This window comes from Paenibacillus sp. RUD330 (assembly GCF_002243345.2).
Lineage (GTDB): Bacteria > Bacillota > Bacilli > Paenibacillales > Paenibacillaceae > Paenibacillus_O.
Genome location: NZ_CP022655.2, coordinates 4,088,244 through 4,108,905 on the forward strand (window position 1 = coordinate 4,088,244; position 20,662 = coordinate 4,108,905).

Sequence of the window (20,662 nt, forward strand, 5' to 3'; positions counted from 1 at the left end):
CTCGTCACTGCCCAACGCCCTCCGACCGGCTGAAGCACGACTTGCTCGCCGTTCTGATGCGTCCAGTTTGGCGGGATATAGAGGTCATCAGCCTCCAGTGTGAGATCGGAGGAAAGTACGGTGATCGGGGACGGCCATGCGCTGGTCACGATCCCGAGAGACGCACCGGTCCGCTCCGCTTCCTGCTTTGCGACCTCACGGATATACGAAGTTATCCAGGCTATATCCCGTACTCCCGGCGCCGCTACTGCTCGCTTTGCTGGATCCACTGTCTACCTCTCCCCCTTCCTGCTCATCCATGAGATTTTGAAAATTGACCGTGAGCGTGATCGTCTGCATGCCGTTTTCCCAGACATGCTCGTCGCTGTCTACGTAAAAAAGACCCACCAAGCCGGTGAGTTGGTCCTGAATTCTGACGGCATTGCCTGTAATGAGATCGACCTGCCCATTGCCAAAAACAGTAACGTTCGCCGTCCTTTCCGCCCCTTTCAGCATGGCACGAGCAGGAGCGTAGGGGTCCTTTTTTTCTTCTTGTTGATAAATCTCTTGGAGCCGGCCGTATCGCTTCAAATTATCCGCTGCCGTGACCTCGCCAACATAGTTGTCGTTCTTGTCAACGATTTTGACAGCCGTCACAGCGTCCTCAATGCTCTCGGTGTACGAAGCCTCCGTGAGATTGGTATCAGCCGTCAGCATAACTGCCGCTGTCCTGGCGCCCTTGCGGATGACGCTTAGCCGGCCTGCTGACATGCGGGGGATGTATTTATGCCCTGTCGTCTTAGAAGCACCGGTGTAGCCGATCATGATGGCCTCATATGCACTCCTGTTGAGGGCCGCGAAGCGCTGGTTCCCTCCGGCATCCTCCAGGTATCCGACTGGCACGCCGATTTCAGCGCAGACTGTTCGTGCCACCGAAGCCGCCGTCGCCGCTTTGAATATTCGGTTGACCTTGGACTGCGTCAGATACCTAAGCCCGTCATAGGCTGTGTACTCGATGCTGCTGCCTGAGAGCGACTTCGACATCTTGAAGAGGTACCCTCGGAAAATCTCCTTGCCATCGTCATCGTAGACGAAGATCATCTCCCCGAGCTCCATAGGCACCTTCGGAATGTTTTTGTCATTCGGTGCAAACAAGACAGAGAAAGTCACCGATCGGGCAGCCGTTGACTTGTCTCCGGACCAGGAGAGCCGGAGGAAGAGACCGGAAAGGTCCGTCTTCACCCCGGCTCTGGAAACGTGCTTAAGGGAGATCATATTTTCAACACCTGCCCGATCTGTAACTTACGGTCATCTGTAATCCCGTTCTTCTTTTTGATTTCCGGCCAACGGCTGCCGTCGCCGTAGACCCTCTTGGCAATCAAAAATCCGGTATCGCCTTTTTTGACGGTGTATGTCTTCGGCGGTGTTTTGGTCGATGTGCGTGCCGCACTGGCGCTATTCGCCGAGGCAGTTATCGCTGGGGCTGACGCGGCCTGCTGGGCAGTGACAAAGCGGTATTCTCGTAACGTCAATGTAAAATAGACGTCCAGCGGTCCCGGACGATGACCGTAGGCGAATTCCTCAATTGCCATTACTTGATTGAGGCTGAGCCCCCTCGCCGTGATGAGCAGGCGCAGAGGCTTGCCGCTCTCCTTCCAACGGTTGAGGGTGTTGACGAAAGTGACCGGCGGCGGGAAGTCCTTATAAACGCACAAGCCATCGTCTTGAATGGGGAAATAGCTTTCTAGTGTGATGCTATTTAGCTTCCGCTTGCCCATTACCAATACCTCACCAAGGTTGTGGACGTTTACTGTGCTATGAGCCATTCCGGTTTGCAGGTCATATGACGTTGGCGGCACCGGTAGCCGTAGTGTCTCCGTGCCGTTGTTATAAGACAAAACTACATCAATCGGCATGAACTGCTCCTCCATTCAAACTGACCTGCTCAATGGCTTGTCTAAGCATTTGGGCAAGTCGCTGGAAGTCGGATTCGTCTCTTACCACTGGGTTATGGATGTTGACGGTGATGGATTGACCGCCTCCGCCGCTCCTCCGCTGGTTCGCTTCCTGGGCTGTAAGGACTTGCTCTCCTTGGTGCAGCAAGGTCGGATAGTTGTCGTATGGAACTCGAGCTTTCCCCCAGGCGTTGGCCGTTGGCCTGAATCCAAACCATCCAGCAGCCCCGTTCGTCAAAGAATCCTTCCAGGAGGAGAACATATCTTTCCATCCTTGAATTCCTGTAGTTATAGTGGATATTCCAAGCCCAATAGGTCCCGAAAACCTTGCCGCAACCGCCCCGCCTACATTGCCGACCAGTCCGATGTTGTCCCAAATCGCTTTTACAAGTCCGTCCATGATTCCTTTACCGATATTCGTTCCCATAACGACGGCAGCGTCAACAATCGGCTTGCTGTTCTTAAGTCCCTCACCGATTACATCGCCGATGCGCGTCGCTACTTTGGTCAGCTCCGCCTTGCCCTCCTTCTCATACCATCCTTCGAACTGAGTCCTGAGCTGCGCGAAACCAAACTTCACTTTCCCCTCGAAGGACATGTTCTGAAATTCCGGATTGTCAATAAACGTCTTTTGCACATAGGCCCAAGCCGATTTGCCTTTTTCCACAACTGCACGAGCCAACGAAGCCATCATCTTGCTGCCGGCATCGAACATTTTTGTGGCGCCGCCACCACTCAGATAATCGGCCCAACGCTTGAGTTCTGGCTTCAGGTATTCGAGTGTTCGTGTGCCCATATTGGTTACGCCGGAGCTCATTGTGCCTGTAACCGTCGACCATAGGCCATAGGCAGATTGCCCGAGTTTATCGGCGCCGCCGCGGAACATCTGCGTCAGTCCGATTCCCGATCCATTTTTGAGCTTGGACCAATCGCCGCCAGAAGCCTTAATTTGCGCTTGGCTGATTTTAAATCCAAACTCCTTCATCCGCTCCGTCTCGCCCGTCGCTAGGTCAGCAAGGGCTTCGATAGAGTCGCTAAGAGTCTTGCCAGGGGTAAGAGCCGTCATATCCTCAGCAAGCCTCAGAAGGCTCATAGCTGGCTTGGTTTTGCCCCCAGCTATACCGAGGGCCCTTGTGCCGGTGGAAATGACCTCGTCCGTATCGAACGGGGTGATGTCCGCATTTTTCCGGAGATCAGCGATGAATCGTTGCGCTTCCTCGCCGGCCCATGATTTCCCCTGCTTGGGGTTATTGACGCCAAGGAAGTGCGTCATAGAAATCATCTGCCGCTCCAGCATAGAGGCGCCTTCGAGGCTCTTTTTGATTAACGCGATTCCGCCCGCAGCAACGATTCCTCCCCCGATCAGTAACGGCTTGCTGAGCATCCCTACGATGCTCGTCAATCCGCGGAGCCCTGTTGAAGCCATATCCACGGCTCTAACTGAAACCTTGAAAGGCGCTTTAGTCATCCACTTGAGAGTGTTGACCGCCGGCTTGATCTGGGCACTGAAGCGCTGTGCATGAGCCGTCACCACTACCGCAGCGTTACGGATAGCCTTGGTCCGCTGTTCCACCGCCTTGATTGCCTTCATGGCTGGTGAATTATTAATCCTAATCTGCCGTTGTTTTTTGGCTTCGGCATCCAGCTGCTTCTTTACCGTCTGAACGGATCGGTTAAACGAATCGGTATTTTTCTTGACCCGCTGCATGACAGCGGAGTAATTGTCCCGCAGGCTGATAACCGATGTAAGTCGCGCCACCTCTACTCTCACCTCACATTACTGGGTACACCGGCCAGGCGGCACCTTTTTCAAGTCGTTCCCGCTCTTCCCTCTCATACTCGTAAAAAGCCCGGATGAGCAACTGTTCCCCGGGCGGCATGTTATATATTTCGCTCGGTCGAATGCCACGCCGGGACCAGTAATAATACAGCATCCCGGTGTGCCCATCCGACTCTATCCGTTTTTTACTTCAGTCACCGCATCTTCGCCAAACCCAGAAAGATCAGAGATTTCCGAGTAAAGCTGAAAAAGTTCGCCTGGAAGGAGGAAGTTTGTCTGAAGCAGCAACTCTTTCGGTGTCGCTACTCCCTGATGCTTCAAGAGCTCACTAGACTTCAGCGAAGGATCAAGCAGTCCCTTAATGACTGTATGCGCACGGATAGCACCTTGGTCAATTTCGCCGTCACTGGCGGAGATTTCAGAAATTTCCTCCTGTTCTTCATAGGTGAGCGCCTGCAGCGTGAAAATCACAGCCTCGCCGGCGAGTGCAGAGAGCCGCGGAAGTTCGACCTTCTTTGTTGGCCTGACCACTTTGGTTCGGTCAATTTTCAGCAGCAAATCGAGTGTAGACATTTAAATTCCTCCGCCCGTAATAAGATCATTGGTTTCCCATTTTGTGAATGTGAATGGCGCTTCCGTCTCACCTTTAACGCCGGCTTCCCAGTCGGCCAAGGTGAGGTCGTTGAAACTGGCATCCGAGACAGTAACCCTTTCGGCCCCGAATGCTGCTGGATCATTCAACGAGCTCAGGATGGTCGCTCTAGGCAGAATGCCTTTTTGGATGGCGGCACTGTACTTCTTAATCATCCGCGAGTTAACCTTGTGCAGCCTGACACTGCCATTTCCTTTATAGCCCATGAATTTCGAATCGACGCCCATATTCCCCGCCAACTGCACATCCTCTTTGTTGAACTCAAGCTTGGCTTGGAATGCTTTGACCTCAGCGACATAGTCGCCATCGATCCAGAGCTCACCACCCGTACCGCTGATAATCCTTTCGCCATTAAAGCCTGCTGGCATGGTTCATTCCCTCCTAGAGGTAAATTTGCATATCGAAGTCCTCAATGGCGTCGAGTGCCCGCAGCGGGCCGCCGAGAAATACTTTGTCCCTGGTATTGGCTTCTTTGACTTGCTGATCATTCATGGCAGCAACTGCATCGGCACCGAGGATCGTCTTGAGGTATGCCCGTTGAGCAGCTATATTGATGTCTGCCCGGCTGAGCCCCGGATCCAGAATACCTTGCAACTCCATTTCCTCGTAGTAAGCATTCACCGCATTTAGCAGCAGGAGCTTATTGGTGTACGAGTTGGAGACCTTGCCGATATAGTTGTCCTCGATCGTCTGCTTGATGTCCGTATAGATTTTGTTGAACACCCGGACCAGTTTGATTTTTTGCCATTCGGCACCAAACGGATCGGCCAGCGTCGTAAGGGACGTCACCCCTCGAGCAATCTTGACCTTTTCACCGTCATTGATCAGGACCAGCTTGCCGGCGGCAATGGCTGTGTTGGCCTCGGTTTTCGTAAGCTTCGGCACATCCGTCACATCTGGCAGCACCTGATAGGTTGGGGCCACGGTGAGCGATAGGCCGGCGAGCAGTCCGGCAATCCGGGCCAGAAAATTGGTCGTTGTGTAGCTCGTGGCACCAACATAGATGTTGTCGGTAGCAAAATTCACGATAGCCGGGTGGTCACCGGCGTGGTTCGGCAATACGAACATGATCTTCCGATCCTTGGCGTCATACATGCCCTTGGCCCATGTAGCCGCTGAGGACACATCTCCGGCGGCGATTCCGGGGACAGTCCCGACATTCCATGGAATGGTTTCCAGGTAGTTGTACGCAGCGGAATAGTCCGACGCGGTCGATGGTATTACGACGACCTTCACCATTGCAGGCGTGCCTATCATTGCCAGAGCGATATGGTTTTTGTTGACCACCGTCAGTCCGGCCGGGATTTCATCGCCTGGGCGCAGCTTGTACTCAACGAGGCCTGTCGAGACGGACGTGTCCTTGAGTACAATCGCCAACACGCCCGCGCCGCCCTGCTGAATCGCTGCGGTGGCAATGGATTTGAACACGATATTTACATTAGGCAAACCGAGTGCCATTGGTCATCCTCCTTCTTGGTCCAAGTGGACCTCTTGCATGGTGTCGTATTCCGGCAGCTGCCGGTTGGTCTGACCCTCCAGGACAACGGTGATATAGACTTCATCGTCCCTCGGCCCGCCGTCGATGCTTGCGATCGTGTAGAAAGCACCGTCAGGGGCTTTCAATGCAGGTGATTCCTGCAATGCCGTCATAAGGCGGTCCGAAACGTCGATTTGATCGAATGCGTCCGGTTCTTGCCCGCGGGCGAGTTTGGGGAAGTAGACGATCTGCCAGGTCATCCGCTGCTGTCGGTAATTTAGGTTCAAAAACTCGCCCGAATGGGTCGCCAATTGCACGAAAAAAGACGGCTGTTTAAAGCCGTCCGGAACCGTGTTGACGTATGTGGTCGTGACCTCGGGAATCGTGTCCTTCAGGAGGCGCCTTATGGCGTCCAGGCTGCTACGAAACATCGAAGCCCGCCTCCTTCCCGATCTCCTGGATGAAGTCGTCGACCATTTCAGGAATGTCTCGGTTCGTCTTCTCCAACGCCCGCTTGAAGAAATGAGTACCGGGGACAAAGCCGAGATTCTTCTTGGTTCTCCGAATCCGGCCGTTCTTCATCTTCTTGCGTGTCACTTTTACCAGCTTGTGGCCATCTTCAACCATGCGAGCGTACCAGACTTTGGTGCCGACTTCGATCGTCTCGCTAGGATCCACAAACAGGATCCATTCCTTCTGTCCCTTATAGGCCTCACGATTGAAAGAAGCCCGGAGACGCCCGGAGCTGACCGGCACCTCGGCAGCACAATTCTTTAGGTGCTGCTTCCCGACATCGTAGCGAAGCTCGTTGTAACGATTTTTGTCTCGAGCCGCATGCCCCAGCGCCTTGGAAAGGTGGTCGAGACCTTCGATCTTGAAACTCATGCCGAACCCTCCCGCTCCACCTGAACCTCCGTATGGTGATTATTGGGCCGATACGGTTCGCCCGCCCGGTACTCGCCGGCCCCGTTGACCTTCAGCAGGTCCCCTGCTTGCACGTCGGCTGCCGCGGGCATATAGAGCATGTAGATTTCCACGATTTCCGTATCCGGTTCTCCGCGATTCGCCTCGATGCTTTTACGAGACAGTCGGCATGGGTATGGGTGAAGGTTAACCTGCTGATAATCGTCAGCCCCGTTAAGGGGCGTATTGTACTCGTCCTTTTGCGGTAGCGAGCGCCAAACGGTGCAGCGCTGCGACATCAGTCGTCGGCTCATAAACTGCCCCCTCACATATCTGGACGGATGTGAGGACCGATCAAGGCCTTCACAGCGCCTGGCATGTCGGATTCCCCAGCCGCATAAGTCACGGAGGCGTCTCCAAGTCGCTCAGTTTGGACGCCCGGCTCCCTCTGAAGGTGCTTCATCAGCATGATGCAAGCGAATTCCAGTGTCTCCGGCAGCGTGCGGGGGCTTTGCTCAGTCGCCTCGTCCGGCAGAACATACCCCGCGGAGTATGTGACGCTGATAGCACGGTCGCCACAGGGCCAGCCGCATTCCCGGAAGAGGATGCCGAAATCCAGTATTTCGACGCCCGAGAGCGTTGCGCCAGCGCCGGATATGCTGGATATGGACTGAATTGGGTAGTTCGGGAGCCGGATATACTTCCCCGGCAGTCCCGTGATCCTGCTGCTATGGGTCTGGAGCTTGAATTGACGCCTGCAAGCCTCCTCAATCATCGTCGAGGCGACCGCGATCAGCTCCAGCAGCTCGATGTCCTGGGAATCGTCCTCGGGATCAAGCCCCATCATCGTCTTTGCTTTGCTCAGCGTGGTCAGCATGCCGCGTCAGCCTCCATTAGGACAGCGTGACTTGAGCGAAGACGACGGACTCTGCATCCCACTTCTGAATGTCGTCACGAATGACAGCGCGGAGTTCCGTCGTGCGACGTCTCCAGGCGTCTCCGCCCTCTTTGGTAGTGTCCAGTTCATAGAACATGCGGCTGAAGAGTACGATCGCTTGCTTCAGATCGCCGATGAACATAGGAGCTTTGATCGTCGTCGTGCCTTCGCTCGGAAGGTATCGGTTTGCAACAACGATGACCTGACGTCCGCGGAACAGTTTTCGGCCTGGCTGCGTGATGTCATCGGTGAGAAGGTACCTGCCGGTCGAATCCTTTTGCGTATCCAACCAGTCATAGCCGTCCTGGTTCGTCAAGATGACGGCGTTAGCACTGATTGCCGGGTCGAGCCCAACGTTCAAGACCTTCTTGATCGGATCCAGACCCGACATCGCCTGCTTTGTCCAGGTAGTGAGCAGGTTCGTAATCAGCGTATTCCGCGTTACGACGGCTTTGCGGCCGATCCAGTTTGTGATGTATGCCAGCAGGTTTTGGTCTGTATCTTGGAGCAAATTGTTGGTGATTGGCAGGAATCCGCCGCGATCCTTCAGCTTGTAGTTGACCGGCGTGAACGTAGGTCCGCCGATTTCAGGAACTGGAGCGTATTCATCCATGACCGCGAAAGGCGTCATCGTTCCGTAGTTTTCGAGGACCCGGGATCCGGAAAGCGCCGTGACAGGCTCAACCGTTACGAATTCGGAAAGGTCATCTAGGCTCCGAGAGACCTTGTGAATCATCGTTTGGACGTCTTTCGGCACCAGAATGGACAGGTCTCCATCCGGAATAGCCGGGTTCGTTTGTCCTTCATTCAGAACCGTCCGACGCTGGTACTCGGAAATGACGCTCTGCATATCAGCCGTTATGTGCTGCCGGCGCACGCCGCGCAGGAAGATTCCCCGATACTCGGTCTCCAGCTCCGCATCTTCGCGGCTTTCCAGCCCTTTTTGGCCGCCAATTTCCGCTCCAGAACCACCGACGCCGAGGTTTTCGCGGTCCTCCGTGTCCAGTTGCGTCAGCAGGTCGACTTTCTTCTGCAAGCTGCGGACTTCTTCCATCCGTTTATCAGCCTCATCGACCTTGTTCTGGCCGATCATGGAGCGCACTTCCGTTTTTGCTTGGTTCAGTTGGGCCAGCAGTTCGCGCAGTTCTCTCGTCAATTCAATCACCTCATAGGTTTATTTGGGCACAAAAAAAGAACCAGATCAGAGATCCAGTTCCATCAGCAGCAGCTTTTTGCGATATTCGTCAGCAGCTCGCCGTTCCTCAGCTTTGAAATCACCCAGGGACCGGGCGGAAACTTCATTGGCCGGGTAGGCTGGGAAGGCAACGGGAGAGATTTCGTAGAGCTCGGCGTTCAGGATGGTCCGCTTGTAGAGCTTCCCGCCGCCCTCCCGAGACTCCGAGGCCCACTTTTCCTTGGTGACCAGCATCCCGAAGGAAACGCCGTCCACATCGCCACGTCTTATTGTCTCGAAAGCGTCATTCCCATGCGTTGTGTTGGGCAAGTCCAGCTCGAAACGGAGCTCTGTCTTGTCGCTGGTAACGCGCAGCGTGCCGCTCCTGGTGTTCCCGAGCACCTGAGATGTGTCGTGCGACCACAGACCGACGACTCCGCGAGCAGCAAGGCTCTCGTCGAAGGCGCCTGCCGCGATCTGCTCAACGAAGGAGTCGCCATAGTAATCGCGCATTTCTTCGCTGTCAGTATCGTACTTGATGGCCCCTGTGATGGTCCGTTTACTCGACTCCGTCTCCGTCGCTTCCGTCTCCCTGATCTCCATCCGGATCGGCAGGGTTCTCTTCTCCTTGGTCTTCGTCATCGTTTCCACTTGGCTCAGCTTGTTCACCTCCCTTCACATATTGCTCGCCGGCCATTTCAAGCGGGATGACGTTGCCATTCGCATACAAACGATCGCCTCCAGCTGCCGGCCCCATTTCCTCCTTGGCTCGAGCTTCGTTAGGCATAAGAAAACCAGCCTGGATACCGGTTCGGTAGGCTTCATATCTAGTTTTGATGTCAGCCCGGACGATGGCGTCGATATTGAACTTGGAATAGTATCCTGCATCAAGCTCCCGATCCATGAACAGCTTGTACGTGAGCTCCTGCTCGTATGTCGTGAGTATCGGCTGCTGCGTATCCGTGTAGAAGGCCATCTGCTGTTGCTCGACGTTGCTGAACGTGGCCTTGGAGAGGTCGTTCAGCTGATGCATCTTGACCCCGAAGGCGTTGGCGATCTGCCGGAACGTCATCTCCGTGTTCTGCAGGAACTGTGCGTCGGTCATGTCCAAAGCTATTGGAGTAAACTGATAGCCTATTGGCAGAAGCGAAATCCGATGGCTGTTGTCCAGCCCGGAGGACATGCTTTCGAACTGCTCTCGAAACACTTTCTTGGCTGGTTCATCCAGCGTGCCGGTATACTGGATCAGCCCCTTGGTTTGGAGCCCCTCTTTGTAAAAATTGTTGAGAAATTTCCCAGCCGATCCCGCGTTCTCCACGGAACACCGGAGATAATCCATTGTCCGGACGCCAACAAGCCCATCTAGGGTAATCGACCCCTTGAAGTGGAGCATTTCATCCGGCATCACCTTCCGTTTTTGGCCGCCGCCGAGATCGACTTCATACCACATGCGCGTGCGCTGGCTGAGGACCGTGCCCAAATTGTTTGTGATCAGACCGGCGTCATCAACCCAAACCTTCACCCGCTGCGAATCAATGGGCCAAAGCGCAACGACCGCTCCGGATTTGCGATCGAATTCAATGTTGGCGTAGGCATTTCCGAAAGCGCGATGCGCCTCCATGGTCTTCCAGAAGTCAGAAGCCGACATGAAAGGGTTAGGACGCAGCTTCAGGATTCGCGCAAGGCTATGCTTGGCAGCCTTGCCGATTCCCTGTTCATCCTCGCGGTAGACTTTCAAGGGCAGCTTGGAAAGCGAATCGGATAGGATTTTGACGCACGCGAACACCGTATCCACCTTCAGGGCGTTCCAGCCCTTCACGTTGATTTCACCCGGTTTGACGTCTAATCCGAGGTATTCGAGCAGCCTGCGATCCTGCAGCCCTATTTCCTCGGAACGCTTCTCCCGCCTCCGTAGCCCTGGTGGCCATAATTTCACATGTTCACCCCCTTCATCTCCGCCATAATTTCTTGAGGAATTCCTCTTCGCTGAACTCGGACACGTCCTCTGTATTCTCTTCGTTGAACATGGCTCGGACAAAGGCGTTGATGATGCAAGCAATCGGGTCGATCCGTTGCCTGGACTTGGCTTTGTCTAGCATGATGTTGAGGTTGGCGTCTGCTTTTGAGATAGCATTGCCGAGAGCCCATGCGATAACAGGATTTCCATCGTGAATGATCCGACCTTCAAGCACCGCGTCCCGGAATCCCTTTGTCGGTTCTCCAAGCGTCTTGATGCCCTGCCGGATCTCAACCGGCACAAAGCCCTCAGACTCCATGTCCTGAGCGAACTGAGTGGCGTTGTAAGGGTCGAAGCAGTTCTCCGTGATCTTCCACCCTTGCTTATCGATCTGATCAAGGACGTAAGCCTTAATGAACCGATAGTCTACGACAGAGCCCGGCGTCGTCGTTATCCAACCGTCCCTGACCCAGCGACTATAGGGAACCTTGTCCGTCTTCTCCTTCTGAGAGAGGGCGTTTTCCGGCATGAACGAGTGGCCTTTGACGGCATACCAACCATTTTCCAGCGGGAAGACGAAACCGACGCTCGTAAGGTCAATCTTAGAGGACAAATCGACTCCGAGGAATCCAGTCATCCCTTCGAGCGATGGGAACGGGCGCTCATCGCTGGCCGTGCATGCCTTCCAGCGGTCCGGGCGAACGAACTTCTTTTCGCCGGTGGCCATCCAAACGTTCATGTTCTTCGTGAGGAAGTCGTCCATCGCTTCCGGCTTCTCAAGCGCCTCCTGCAGCCTGGCGCGGATATTGTTGATGCCTGCCGGATAAGACGCTGCGATCGGGTTCGCCTTGATCCAGGCGGATTCATCGCGGATGTCGTCAATCAGATTTCCTTCTTCGTCCTTGTCCAGCTCATTCACCATAGCGTAATACTGTTCGTTCTCCGCTGGATCGTCCGGGTCCAGAAGCCGGGAAACGTAATCATACTCGACGCGGTAGCATGGGCCGTTGATGTCGCCGGCTGTCGTGATCGTCATCAGCAACGGCTGCGGCCGCGCCACCATGCCGGAGTCAAGGACGTCGTAAATCTCCGTGGTCTCATGGGCATGGTACTCGTCTATGATGGCCGCTTGAGGATTCAATCCGTCTCCGGTTTTCCCGTCATCTTTGGAAAGTGGACGGATGACCGACTCCGTCTTTAAATGGGTGATGCGGCCGTATGCTTCCTTCCATTTGCCGGCCAGCTCCGGGCAGTTGGCGAGCATTGCCTTGGATTCGCGGTACACGATCTTGGCCTGCTCGGTCTTCGTTGCCCCGATGTACACCTCAGACATGCCCTCGCCGAAGGCCATCGCCTCGTAGGTGGCGACGCAGCCAAGGGATTGCGACTTGGCATTCTTCCGGCCGACCTGCCAATAGGCCTTTCGGAACCGCCGATAGCCAGTTTCCGGGTCGATCCATCCGTAGATATTGCCGAAAACAAACACCTGAATGTCATGCGGTTCTATGCGCTGGTCCTTGAGGACGCCTTTGGTGTGCCGGAACAGGCTCATCCACTCAAAGAACCGCATCGCCTTGTCCTCGTCGAACACATAGGGGAAGGCGGACGTTCCGGACCGGTCAATGTCACGCAAGAACCGCTCGCATGCCTGTTTGTGCTTGACGCAGGCCGGAACGTCGCCCTTCAGGACATCATGGCAGTAATGGATCATCCAATGCTTCAATCCAAGCGTCATACGTCGCCAAACCTCGATTCGAAGGAAGATGGCTGCCCTTTCTCCGGCGCCTTCGGGACCACCAAACGACAACGGGAGGCAATGGTGAGACCAAGATCCGCAGCAGCTTGCCGGCATTGCTTGAATAACTTGTCCTGATTGAGGAGTAGGTCCGCAAATACAGCGCTCGCCACCTCAATCAAGGTCGTGTTAGGGATCTGTTCCCCGTCGATGTCGTCCGAATCTTTGACTTCGTATTGCCGCACCGGTTCCCGGTTGAGCAGCTGATCCGTCACCTTCAGGTAGAGAGCACGAGCAACAATGTACCGGGCCAGCGCATCCACGTCCAAATTGGAAATGATGCCGATTTTCTGGAGCTCAGCAGCGATTTTGTTGAATTCCCGCTTGTGTTCCTTGGACAAATAAGAAGGCGCCCGGACTTTGTCGGCGGGCGCCTTAATCTCTTGCTTCTCGCGTTCTTCAATTTCCTGTTTCGTCAGGTGCTTTTTGCCTTTGACGAGGAGTAGTTTGACCGGTTGCCTCTGACCTGCCATTTTCAGGACCTCCTATCATGGGAATTTTTCGTGGGGAACTTTTTTCAAGGAAAGCTGACCGGCGGTCTATAGGGTCCTACCTGAAATGTTTTTGGGGTGCCCCCGGGGGTCTGTAGTCGACTTGCTCATAACTGCTCCTGTTCATCGACAATCAGACCAAAGGACACCAGCCGTTGAAGTACCCTTTCTTTCATTGGTCCTTCGTTGAGATGTTCGTAAGCCATTATCATTGTGTCTGCCATCTCGACGTATATTTCCATCCCTTGAACGCTAATCACTGCTTGCAGGCCGTCGAATCCTTCCTCGTCAGTGATAGGGCCGTCAACTGCAGCAACTTCGATGACCGTCCACTTGCTCGCCGAAAACCTCGAATGCCATCCACCTGAGAGCCGTTGAGTCATGTCATGGCGCACGTAGTAGCGCTTGCCCAGCGTCTCAAGCGCCTGGCAAGCATTCAACATCTGCGCCTTATCCCTGAACTCCCTGCTAAAAGTCTCCATCCTTATTCCCCCTCAATGGGTGCTACTTCAACCCTGACAGCTTCCATGATTAGCTTCTCCAACATTCCTGTCATAGCTTGATTCATTAAATCCGGATGGGCGCCGCTGGCAACGGCTGCACGAGTAATGTTGCTCTGCGCTTCTACAAAAGGTTGAAACCATTCAGCCAGCCGAACATTCACTTTCACTTTCCCAACCCCGTTAACTTCATCCATCCAAACCACTCCTTTGTGGATAATATTGTGAATAAATCAGGGCTTCCTAACTCCACTTCCTCCGATGGGAGGAGGAAGTATATGGTAAGGCGCGATATACCGGTTTCCAGCAACCCGCTGCACCATGGCTTCCATGCGTTCCGTCTTCTCGTTCTCCCGCTTGCATCGTTCCTCTTGCTTTTGAAGCTCTGCGCGGAGCTTTTCCTCTAGTGTCCTGCCCAATAGGGCGTCCCTGATTCCGCGTCGAACGATTACCTTGTCCTGCTGGTTGATACCAGGAATATGCAGTTCAATGAGTGCCGTTCCTTCCCCGACATAGCGGACGCTGCGAATGCCCCATTCGTTGAGGCGAAATGTTTTAGCCATTACCGAACCCTCCATCCTCTCGTACAGTCTTCGAATCATGACACGACTTACACAGCGGCTGCCAGTTCCTTGTGTCCCAGAACAGCGCCTTGTCTCCCTTGTGCGGGATAATATGGTCGACAACGGTAGCCGCCGTGACGATGCCTCGCTGATAGCAATAGAGGCACATGGGATGCCGCTTCAGGTAGTCGGCCCGTGCCGCCCGCCATCGGGCATCGTATCCGCGCTTGCTGGCCGATCCCCGCTCCCGGTCGTACCGATGGCGGTCCTTTGTATGGTCGGTGCAGAATCGTTCCCTGGACAGTTGCCTGCAGCCGGTATGCCCACATGGCTTCAGCGGCCGCTCCGGCATATCAGATCAGACCTTCCGCATGCCAGGCGTCGAAGTATGACTTGTAACCCAGCTCTTCTCCCGTACGTGTCACGGATTCGCCGTTCCATTGGAACGTTTGCGGTCCCAGGAGAGCGAGGTACTTGTCCTTTTTCTTGTCGTCCTCGATCGAGGCGCCGAAGAAAGTGACGAATGTCTCGATATCGACCGATGCTCCCAAATCCCCCAATATGATTTGACCGTCAACGATCTTGGAGCCGAGTTTTTCGTTTACCCATTCCGTTGCTGATGCCGCCATTTTATATTCCTCCCTTTTCCTTTACATGAATGCTCTGCGTTTCAGTACAAATGTTCTAGCAACGGTGTCGTTGTTCTTCACGTAATTCCGGTAATAACGCATCCTCGCTTCGATCGATCCGCCAGCGCTCGCTGCATTTGTGAGCGTAGCCATCCCGACGGTGTGGAACTTGTTGCCGGTGTTCGCATCCGAAAACTGATGTTCGACATACCAAGATGTCGTAACTCCCGAAGTCTCGGCCGTCGTGACGAAAACCGACCTATGTCCATCCGTGTCATTCCAAGTCGGCTCCGTGTACGCAGCTCCTGCTGCTAAGGAAATCGTCACAAGGTCGGGTAGTTCTTTCGTCATCCCCACGAACCGAACGTTTCTGCTACCGTCAGGGTTGATTCCGTCCCCTTCGTTGGCAATCGTTCCATTCGTCCGATATAAATCGCCTCCACGAGGCGAATACCCATTTGCCATATTGCATCAACCTTCCTATTGTGAAATTCGGCCTTGCCGTCGTTCCTGTCGATTTCTCGGCTGCGGAGCGGCCTGCCGCAAAAACCAACGAATGAACCTCTTCATCTATTCACCTCCCCATTTAGGCATAAAAAAAAGCCCCGATGTGGGGCTTGCCGTGTTTTATTCGCGCTCTTCTTCTGGAATTCTTTGGCCGAAAATAAAAAGGTCTTGAGCCTCAGGGTCATCTTTGATCTTTTGTATGTATTCATTCGCTTGCTGGACAGCCTTTTCACTTCTCAAGGTAAAGAACTGTCGGCCATCTTGGAGAACAAACTTCAGCAGTTCAGGCTCCTCAGGGTTCTCTTCTTCAATGTAGTGGACGTCCTTGATATAAACGACTTGAAAATTCCCATCTTCATCTTCCATGAAATTAACGGCTTTCTCTGGTCCTGTATACCCAGTATTGTAAAGCCTTCGTTTTTCAACAGTCATTTCCTCGCCTCCCGCCTCGTACTTTCGACGCATACCCACTAATTCCCTTTAATCGATGATGCCGATCGGCGCTCAGCTAAGGCAGCTTATCAGGCTCCCTCTTTGGCGCAACACCCTCCCGGTTGGGTCGATCAACAGCATCGATTAAAGGGTGACGATTACTTGCGCTCGTCACAGGCGCTCCCGAGCCGAACCTTGTCCTGTTGGGATCACAGGTGAAAGGAGGAAAGGTTGAGCCGATGGGAATGTCAGTTGAGACTTCCCAAGGACTCCGCAGGCCGGCGTGATTGATGCTCCGGGGGAACGGAGAGAGCGGGTTCCCGGAATCGAACCAGGAAGGGCCAGTACCCGCATGAAAAGTCCGCTCCAGCTGAACCGAGTGAAACTCGACCGTCAACGCTGGAGCAGACAAGCAGAGGCTGCCCGGAGCAGCTTGCTGTATATGTGATGCACCGGCGAATCGCTATAGGTCCGGCCTATTACATCCGGCACATGTTCGGCGGGAGCGCGGCGCTTGTCACCGATAAAAAGCAGACGCCCGAGAATGGCTCCAAACAGGCGCTCTTAGTTTGACCCCTTCCAAGGAGAGGGAGAACGGGCTGGAACGCGAATTTGGGGCCATTCTGAGCGCCTGAGAAAGCATTGCGCCTGATGCTAGACCTACATCGGCGTTGAAGCAGCGATCACGAGAGGAGCTTTGCACCGGAATGTAAAAAGCCGACCACATTGGGCCGGCTGTCGGGTTAGAGCGTTCACGCTCCGTTGGTGTCTCTCTCGATATCTCACAATACCAATTTACCACGGACGGAACCAAACGGTTTAAGGGTCTTTGAAAACTTTTCGGAGGAAAAATTAAATAGTTTTTCAATTTGTCTTTCGCATCAAAGCATACATGGTGTATTATATGGACAGACAATGGTTGATACTGTATTTATACACTAAATTAAGGGAGTGTACATGCATGGTCGTTCGAGCTTCCAAGGGGATTGAAGCGCCGGTTCGCCAGAAGGTCGCGCTCTATATCCGAGTGTCATCGGAAGAGCAGGCTGTCAGCGGCTTCGGCCTTGACGTTCAACGCGAGCGCCTGACGGCCTTCGCAAAGTCCCAAGGCTGGGATGATGTTGAACTATATATGGACGATGGCTACACAGGGACCAACACGAACAGGCCAGCATTAAAGCGTCTCATCCGCCATGTTGAGGCAGGAAAGATTCATACAGTCGTAGTATATAAACTGGACCGTCTCGGTCGGAAGCAGAAAGACGTGCTTGAACTATTGGAGGACGTGTTTGAAAAGAATGGCGTTGCCTTCAAGTCAGCCACCGAACCGTTCGACACATCGACGCCGCTCGGGAAAGCCATGCTTGGGATCCTGGCCGTCTTTGGGCAGTTGGAACGCGACATGATTATTGAACGGACGACATCGGGCCGGCGCGAGCGAGTAAATCAAGGCATGTGGCACGGTGGCCGCATCCCCTTCGGCTACCATTGGAACAAGGAAGCAAAGGAGCTTGAAATCAAGCCGGATGAAGCAGCCATAATCCGGGAAATATACAAGCGGTTCCTCCAGGGACAATCGAGGTTAGCTATTGCGGAGTGGGCGCAGTCCAGAACGACAGCTCGCAAGATGACTCATACAGATATCCGCGATATCCTTGTCCGCCCTCTCTATGCGGGCAAACTGCTGAACGCCGGCCTGATCGTCGAAGGAAACCATGACGCCATAATAGACGAGGACACCTGGAACATGGTTCAGGCCGAAAACGTAAGACGGAAAGAAGGGGCGACTCCAGTGGGAGAATACTTGCTGACAGGACTCTTGCAATGCGGAATATGCGGCGGTCCGGTGGTCCATGTGAAGCGTCGTACGAAGCGGAACGGCAAGGATTATCTTTACGAGTTGTATGCCTGCCAGAAGCAGCATATACGAACCAAGGATAGAGCGGCGAGTTGCAAGAACAAGTACCACAATCGTGCCAAGGTCGAGGCCTTCGTCATAGAGGACATCCGGAACTTGTCGCTTCTGGATCCCAAGCGGCTAGATGCTATACTTGAACAGCAAACCAACACCCAGGATTCCACCGATACACGCAACGCCCTGCAGCACCGTTTGGAGACGATTGAGACGGGAATTGAAAATCTGTATGACGCCATTCAAAGCGGGGCCGTTAAAGCGTCGGCGTTGGGAAATAGAATTACCCGGCTGGAGGAGGAACGCGAGTCGGTCCAGTTGCAGCTTGATGATCTTGACGATGCACCGGAGATAAAGAACACGGCGGCTGCTCGCAAGATGCTTCAGGATCTCCACAAGATGTGGGACTTCCTTACGGAAGAAGAACAGAAGCAGTTAATCCGGAAAGTCGTAACGCGGGTCGTCCTCCATTCAGATTCCTCGCCCGAAATAGTGCTCAACCTCGCGAAATAGTTTTCTTCATTTTATCTGTGTTTTGGCAAGACGTTCAACAAAATGAAGCTGCAGTACGACCTCGGGCTCAGCAAGATCTACGAGCTCGTCATCAACTCGAACCCTTGCTATGCCTTCCTGCTCGACGGAAACTCGCTCATCCAAAACAAGCTCATCGTCGCCCATGTGCTGGCCCATTGCGACTTCTTCAAGAACAATGCCCGCTTCTCCGGCACGAACCGCGACATGGTCGAGAGCATGTCCGCGACGGCCGAGCGCGTCAGCCAGTATGAGATGCTCTATGGGACGGAAACTGTCGAGCGCTTCATCGACTCGGTGCTCGCGATCCAGGAGCATATCGATCCAACGCTCGTCAAGCCCCGCCAGCTCGACAAGTCGAAGCGCGACGAATACCTGCGCCGGGAAGCCGAGAACGCGGAGGAGCGCCCAGCGGGAGAGTACGACGACCTATGGGGGCTGGAAAATGTCATGTCGGAGGAAGAGGCAGGACCGCCGGAGCCGCCGAAGTTCCCCCTTCGTCCCGAGAAGGACCTCGTCTGGTTTATCGAGGAGCATTCGGCTCACCTCGCCGACTGGCAGCGGGACATCATGAGCATGCTGCGCGAGGAGATGCTGTATTTCTGGCCGCAGATGGAAACCAAGATCATGAACGAAGGCTGGGCATCCTACTGGCATCAGCGGATCATCCGGGAGATGGATTTGGACAGCGAGGAGACGATCGAGTTCGCCAAGCTGAACGCTTCCGTCGTCGTGCCCGGCCGCGGCAGCCTGAATCCTTATTACCTGGGGCTGAAAATTTTCGAGGATATCGAGAAGCGCTGGGAGAAGCCGACGGAGGAAGACCAGCGCCGCTTCGGCTACGAGCCGGGAAGGGGTCGGGAGAAGATCTTCGAGGTCCGGGAGCTGGACTCCGACACCTCCTTCCTCCGCAATTATCTGACCAAGCAGCTGGTCGACGATCTCGACCTGTACATTTTCGAGAAGAAAGGCCCCGAATGGAAGATCACCGACAAGGCATGGAAGAATATCCGCGAGCAGCTCGTCTACTCCCGCGTCAACGGCGGCTTCCCCGTCATCGAGGTTCACAACGGCGATTTCAACCGTGTCGGCGAGCTCTACCTGATCCACCATTACGAAGCCGTCGAGCTGGATCTCAAGTATGTCGAGCGCACGCTCCCTCATGTCGTCGCTCTCTGGGGCAAGTCCGTGCATCTGGAGACCGTCGTCGAAGACAAGAAAATCGTCTTCAGCTGCGACGGGAAAAAGACGAGCCGAAAGTTCATTTGAAGGAACTCGATATCGAAACAACGGAAAACAGCCGGCTCCTGAAGGGCCGGCTGTTCATGCGGCATCGATGCATGCAGCTTGGGATGGCATCGTCCGTCAAGGGCGCCGCTTCATGTACGTGAACGCGAGCAGCCAAAAGAGGCAGCCCAGCAGGATATGGCTTCCGCTTTCCTGAATATGGATGCGTTTCCGCTGAGCAAGATGCCCGTGAAGAAGCCCAAAATGAACGCGATGAGAACTTCAAGCGCTTTAGATGCCATGCTGAATCTCCTTTGCGTTCGAATGGATCTGCCCTATTTCAGCAGAGGAGCAAGGTTTCCAGAAAAGCCTTCGCATGCGTCCGCAGCGGATAAGGAAACCTAAAAAGGCAGGAATTCACTTCACTTTGTTTAGTTGCATTATTTTCGTTATCGATGTATACTGTCACTATTGCAAACACAATTTAAAGACATAAGGAGAGACACTTCCATCATGGCATCCATTCTTTTCGTCAAAGCAAACGACCGCCCGGCTGATCAAGCCATCAGCGTCCAAATGTACAATACGTTCCTCGAATCCTATAAAGCGGCTCACCCGAACGATACGGTAATCGAGCTCGATCTGTATGAGGAAGTGCTTCCTTTCTACGGCAATACGGCCATGACCGGCATGTTCAAGGCTGGACAAGGCATGGACACGACTCCTGAAGAGCAAGCGGCAGTCGAGCTTGTCACAAAATATGTCAACCAATTCCTCGAAGTCGACAAAGTCGTCATCACCGTTCCGCTCTGGAACTATGCCGCTCCGGCTCCGCTGATCAACTATATGGCTTACCTAGCGCAAGCAGGCAAAACTTTCCGCTACACGGCCGAAGGTCCTGTCGGCCTGGCAGGCGGCAAGAAAGTCGCTCTGCTGACCGCTCGCGGCGGCGTGTACTCCTCGGCTCCCATGGCTGACTTCGAATCCGCCATCCGTCCTCTCAAAGGCGCATTCGGCCTGTTCGGCGTACAAGCCCAGGAGATCGTCATTGAAGGCCACAACCAATTCCGCGACCGCGCTGCCGACATCGTGCGCGAAGGTCTGGACAAAGTCAAAGCTGAAGCAGCCGCTTTCTAAGAGCTCTTCGACGCTGAAGCCCCTTACCGGATATCCGGTAAGGGGCTTCATGCATTTCCAATCCTATCGATTGAATCATGTATTTCTATTCCACAGGTACACAAGGATACCCGTTCGCTTGCTC

At 54.2% G+C, this 20,662-nt stretch carries 23 protein-coding genes and 1 pseudogene; 3 read left to right on the forward strand and 21 right to left on the reverse strand.

Going from position 1 to position 20,662, the window contains the following annotated elements; all coding sequences use genetic code 11:
- Positions 1 to 195: 195 nt before the first annotated feature.
- From CIC07_RS18755 to CIC07_RS18855, 21 genes are all read right to left on the reverse strand, one after another.
- Positions 196 to 1,254: an XkdQ/YqbQ family protein gene (locus tag CIC07_RS18755; RefSeq protein WP_094248169.1), complete on the reverse strand. Its 1,059-nt coding sequence runs from the start codon at positions 1,252 to 1,254 to the stop codon at positions 196 to 198.
- Complete coding sequence (locus CIC07_RS18760; RefSeq protein ID WP_094248170.1) at positions 1,251 to 1,910, reverse strand: LysM peptidoglycan-binding domain-containing protein; 660 nt, start codon at positions 1,908 to 1,910, stop codon at positions 1,251 to 1,253. Before CIC07_RS18760 ends, CIC07_RS18755 begins: the two co-directional genes overlap by 4 nt.
- On the reverse strand, positions 1,885 to 3,693 hold the full coding sequence (locus CIC07_RS18765) for a hypothetical protein (RefSeq protein ID WP_094248171.1): 1,809 nt from the start codon (positions 3,691 to 3,693) through the stop codon (positions 1,885 to 1,887). The genes CIC07_RS18760 and CIC07_RS18765 overlap by 26 nt, the downstream gene beginning before the upstream one ends.
- Positions 3,694 to 3,888: 195 nt before the next feature.
- Positions 3,889 to 4,287 carry a phage tail assembly chaperone gene (locus tag CIC07_RS18770; RefSeq protein WP_094248172.1) on the reverse strand — a complete coding sequence of 133 codons (399 nt, stop codon included), beginning with the start codon at positions 4,285 to 4,287 and terminating at the stop codon, positions 3,889 to 3,891.
- The gene (locus tag CIC07_RS18775) at positions 4,288 to 4,734 is read right to left on the reverse strand and encodes a phage tail tube protein (protein WP_048744846.1); all 447 of its coding nucleotides are present in this window, start codon (positions 4,732 to 4,734) and stop codon (positions 4,288 to 4,290) included. It lies immediately after the preceding gene.
- 13 nt (positions 4,735 to 4,747) lie between these two features.
- Positions 4,748 to 5,824: a phage tail sheath subtilisin-like domain-containing protein gene (locus tag CIC07_RS18780; protein ID WP_094248173.1), complete on the reverse strand. Its 1,077-nt coding sequence runs from the start codon at positions 5,822 to 5,824 to the stop codon at positions 4,748 to 4,750.
- A gap of 3 nt (positions 5,825 to 5,827) precedes the next feature.
- Positions 5,828 to 6,274 carry a phage tail terminator family protein gene (locus CIC07_RS18785; protein ID WP_094248174.1) on the reverse strand — a complete coding sequence of 149 codons (447 nt, stop codon included), beginning with the start codon at positions 6,272 to 6,274 and terminating at the stop codon, positions 5,828 to 5,830.
- Positions 6,264 to 6,728, reverse strand: coding sequence for an HK97 gp10 family phage protein (locus CIC07_RS18790; RefSeq protein ID WP_094248175.1), 465 nt, complete (start codon positions 6,726 to 6,728; stop codon positions 6,264 to 6,266). The genes CIC07_RS18785 and CIC07_RS18790 overlap by 11 nt, the downstream gene beginning before the upstream one ends.
- On the reverse strand, positions 6,725 to 7,060 hold the full coding sequence (locus CIC07_RS18795; protein WP_094248176.1) for a DUF3599 family protein: 336 nt from the start codon (positions 7,058 to 7,060) through the stop codon (positions 6,725 to 6,727). The genes CIC07_RS18790 and CIC07_RS18795 overlap by 4 nt, the downstream gene beginning before the upstream one ends.
- An 11-nt stretch (positions 7,061 to 7,071) precedes the next feature.
- Entirely contained in the window at positions 7,072 to 7,623 is a 552-nt protein-coding gene (locus CIC07_RS18800; protein ID WP_094248177.1) for a hypothetical protein, read from the reverse strand.
- Positions 7,624 to 7,639: 16 nt separating this feature from the next.
- Positions 7,640 to 8,848 (reverse strand): phage major capsid protein, encoded by a 1,209-nt coding sequence (locus CIC07_RS18805; protein WP_346775644.1) that lies wholly within the window; start codon positions 8,846 to 8,848, stop codon positions 7,640 to 7,642.
- Positions 8,849 to 8,884: 36 nt separating this feature from the next.
- Positions 8,885 to 9,499, reverse strand: coding sequence for an HK97 family phage prohead protease (locus CIC07_RS18810; protein ID WP_094248179.1), 615 nt, complete (start codon positions 9,497 to 9,499; stop codon positions 8,885 to 8,887).
- Positions 9,417 to 10,793 carry a phage portal protein gene (locus CIC07_RS18815; RefSeq protein ID WP_094248180.1) on the reverse strand — a complete coding sequence of 459 codons (1,377 nt, stop codon included), beginning with the start codon at positions 10,791 to 10,793 and terminating at the stop codon, positions 9,417 to 9,419. The genes CIC07_RS18810 and CIC07_RS18815 overlap by 83 nt, the downstream gene beginning before the upstream one ends.
- 13 nt (positions 10,794 to 10,806) lie before the next feature.
- Entirely contained in the window at positions 10,807 to 12,549 is a 1,743-nt protein-coding gene (locus CIC07_RS18820; RefSeq protein ID WP_240923488.1) for a terminase large subunit, read from the reverse strand.
- Entirely contained in the window at positions 12,546 to 13,082 is a 537-nt protein-coding gene (locus CIC07_RS18825; protein WP_094248181.1) for a phage terminase small subunit P27 family, read from the reverse strand. The genes CIC07_RS18820 and CIC07_RS18825 overlap by 4 nt, the downstream gene beginning before the upstream one ends.
- A gap of 125 nt (positions 13,083 to 13,207) precedes the next feature.
- Positions 13,208 to 13,582 (reverse strand): hypothetical protein, encoded by a 375-nt coding sequence (locus tag CIC07_RS18830; protein WP_094248182.1) that lies wholly within the window; start codon positions 13,580 to 13,582, stop codon positions 13,208 to 13,210.
- Between the two features lie 2 nt (positions 13,583 to 13,584).
- Entirely contained in the window at positions 13,585 to 13,797 is a 213-nt protein-coding gene (locus tag CIC07_RS18835; protein WP_094248183.1) for a hypothetical protein, read from the reverse strand.
- 36 nt (positions 13,798 to 13,833) lie between these two features.
- Positions 13,834 to 14,163, reverse strand: a complete 330-nt coding sequence (locus tag CIC07_RS18840) for a hypothetical protein (protein ID WP_094248184.1) — start codon at positions 14,161 to 14,163, stop codon at positions 13,834 to 13,836.
- On the reverse strand, positions 14,156 to 14,515 hold the full coding sequence (locus CIC07_RS18845; protein ID WP_094248185.1) for an HNH endonuclease: 360 nt from the start codon (positions 14,513 to 14,515) through the stop codon (positions 14,156 to 14,158). Before CIC07_RS18845 ends, CIC07_RS18840 begins: the two co-directional genes overlap by 8 nt.
- Before the next feature lies 1 nt (position 14,516).
- Positions 14,517 to 14,792 (reverse strand): hypothetical protein, encoded by a 276-nt coding sequence (locus tag CIC07_RS18850; RefSeq protein WP_094248186.1) that lies wholly within the window; start codon positions 14,790 to 14,792, stop codon positions 14,517 to 14,519.
- A gap of 627 nt (positions 14,793 to 15,419) precedes the next feature.
- Positions 15,420 to 15,731, reverse strand: coding sequence for a UBA domain-containing protein (locus tag CIC07_RS18855; RefSeq protein ID WP_157741946.1), 312 nt, complete (start codon positions 15,729 to 15,731; stop codon positions 15,420 to 15,422).
- 961 nt (positions 15,732 to 16,692) lie between these two features.
- On the opposite strand from CIC07_RS18855, the gene CIC07_RS18860 reads away from it, so the two are divergent.
- The 3 genes and pseudogenes from CIC07_RS18860 to CIC07_RS18870 all read left to right on the forward strand — a co-directional run bounded on the left by CIC07_RS18860 (position 16,693) and on the right by CIC07_RS18870 (position 20,538).
- Positions 16,693 to 18,156, forward strand: a complete 1,464-nt coding sequence (locus CIC07_RS18860; protein WP_094248189.1) for a recombinase family protein — start codon at positions 16,693 to 16,695, stop codon at positions 18,154 to 18,156.
- A 21-nt stretch (positions 18,157 to 18,177) separates the two neighbouring features.
- A pseudogene (locus CIC07_RS18865) lies at positions 18,178 to 19,443 on the forward strand (SpoVR family protein); the annotation flags it as partial.
- Between the two features lie 471 nt (positions 19,444 to 19,914).
- On the forward strand, positions 19,915 to 20,538 hold the full coding sequence (locus CIC07_RS18870) for an FMN-dependent NADH-azoreductase (protein WP_076353924.1): 624 nt from the start codon (positions 19,915 to 19,917) through the stop codon (positions 20,536 to 20,538).
- Positions 20,539 to 20,662 lie beyond the last annotated feature (124 nt).

Coding starts and splice junctions, on each gene's coding strand:
- CIC07_RS18840 (WP_094248184.1), bottom strand. CDS start 14,163: ATGGCTAAAACATTTCGCCTCAACGAATGGGGCATTCGCAGCGTCCGC.
- CIC07_RS18835 (WP_094248183.1), bottom strand. CDS start 13,797: ATGGATGAAGTTAACGGGGTTGGGAAAGTGAAAGTGAATGTTCGGCTG.
- CIC07_RS18790 (WP_094248175.1), bottom strand. CDS start 6,728: ATGAGTTTCAAGATCGAAGGTCTCGACCACCTTTCCAAGGCGCTGGGG.
- CIC07_RS18810 (WP_094248179.1), bottom strand. CDS start 9,499: ATGACGAAGACCAAGGAGAAGAGAACCCTGCCGATCCGGATGGAGATC.
- CIC07_RS18775 (WP_048744846.1), bottom strand. CDS start 4,734: ATGCCAGCAGGCTTTAATGGCGAAAGGATTATCAGCGGTACGGGTGGT.
- CIC07_RS18825 (WP_094248181.1), bottom strand. CDS start 13,082: ATGGCAGGTCAGAGGCAACCGGTCAAACTACTCCTCGTCAAAGGCAAA.
- CIC07_RS18770 (WP_094248172.1), bottom strand. CDS start 4,287: ATGTCTACACTCGATTTGCTGCTGAAAATTGACCGAACCAAAGTGGTC.
- CIC07_RS18785 (WP_094248174.1), bottom strand. CDS start 6,274: ATGTTTCGTAGCAGCCTGGACGCCATAAGGCGCCTCCTGAAGGACACG.
- CIC07_RS18780 (WP_094248173.1), bottom strand. CDS start 5,824: ATGGCACTCGGTTTGCCTAATGTAAATATCGTGTTCAAATCCATTGCC.
- CIC07_RS18755 (WP_094248169.1), bottom strand. CDS start 1,254: ATGATCTCCCTTAAGCACGTTTCCAGAGCCGGGGTGAAGACGGACCTT.
- CIC07_RS18830 (WP_094248182.1), bottom strand. CDS start 13,582: ATGGAGACTTTTAGCAGGGAGTTCAGGGATAAGGCGCAGATGTTGAAT.
- CIC07_RS18845 (WP_094248185.1), bottom strand. CDS start 14,515: ATGCCGGAGCGGCCGCTGAAGCCATGTGGGCATACCGGCTGCAGGCAA.
- CIC07_RS18795 (WP_094248176.1), bottom strand. CDS start 7,060: ATGAGCCGACGACTGATGTCGCAGCGCTGCACCGTTTGGCGCTCGCTA.
- CIC07_RS18855 (WP_157741946.1), bottom strand. CDS start 15,731: ATGACTGTTGAAAAACGAAGGCTTTACAATACTGGGTATACAGGACCA.
- CIC07_RS18850 (WP_094248186.1), bottom strand. CDS start 14,792: ATGGCGGCATCAGCAACGGAATGGGTAAACGAAAAACTCGGCTCCAAG.
- CIC07_RS18860 (WP_094248189.1), top strand. CDS start 16,693: ATGGTCGTTCGAGCTTCCAAGGGGATTGAAGCGCCGGTTCGCCAGAAG.
- CIC07_RS18870 (WP_076353924.1), top strand. CDS start 19,915: ATGGCATCCATTCTTTTCGTCAAAGCAAACGACCGCCCGGCTGATCAA.
- CIC07_RS18800 (WP_094248177.1), bottom strand. CDS start 7,623: ATGCTGACCACGCTGAGCAAAGCAAAGACGATGATGGGGCTTGATCCC.
- CIC07_RS18820 (WP_240923488.1), bottom strand. CDS start 12,549: ATGACGCTTGGATTGAAGCATTGGATGATCCATTACTGCCATGATGTC.
- CIC07_RS18760 (WP_094248170.1), bottom strand. CDS start 1,910: ATGGAGGAGCAGTTCATGCCGATTGATGTAGTTTTGTCTTATAACAAC.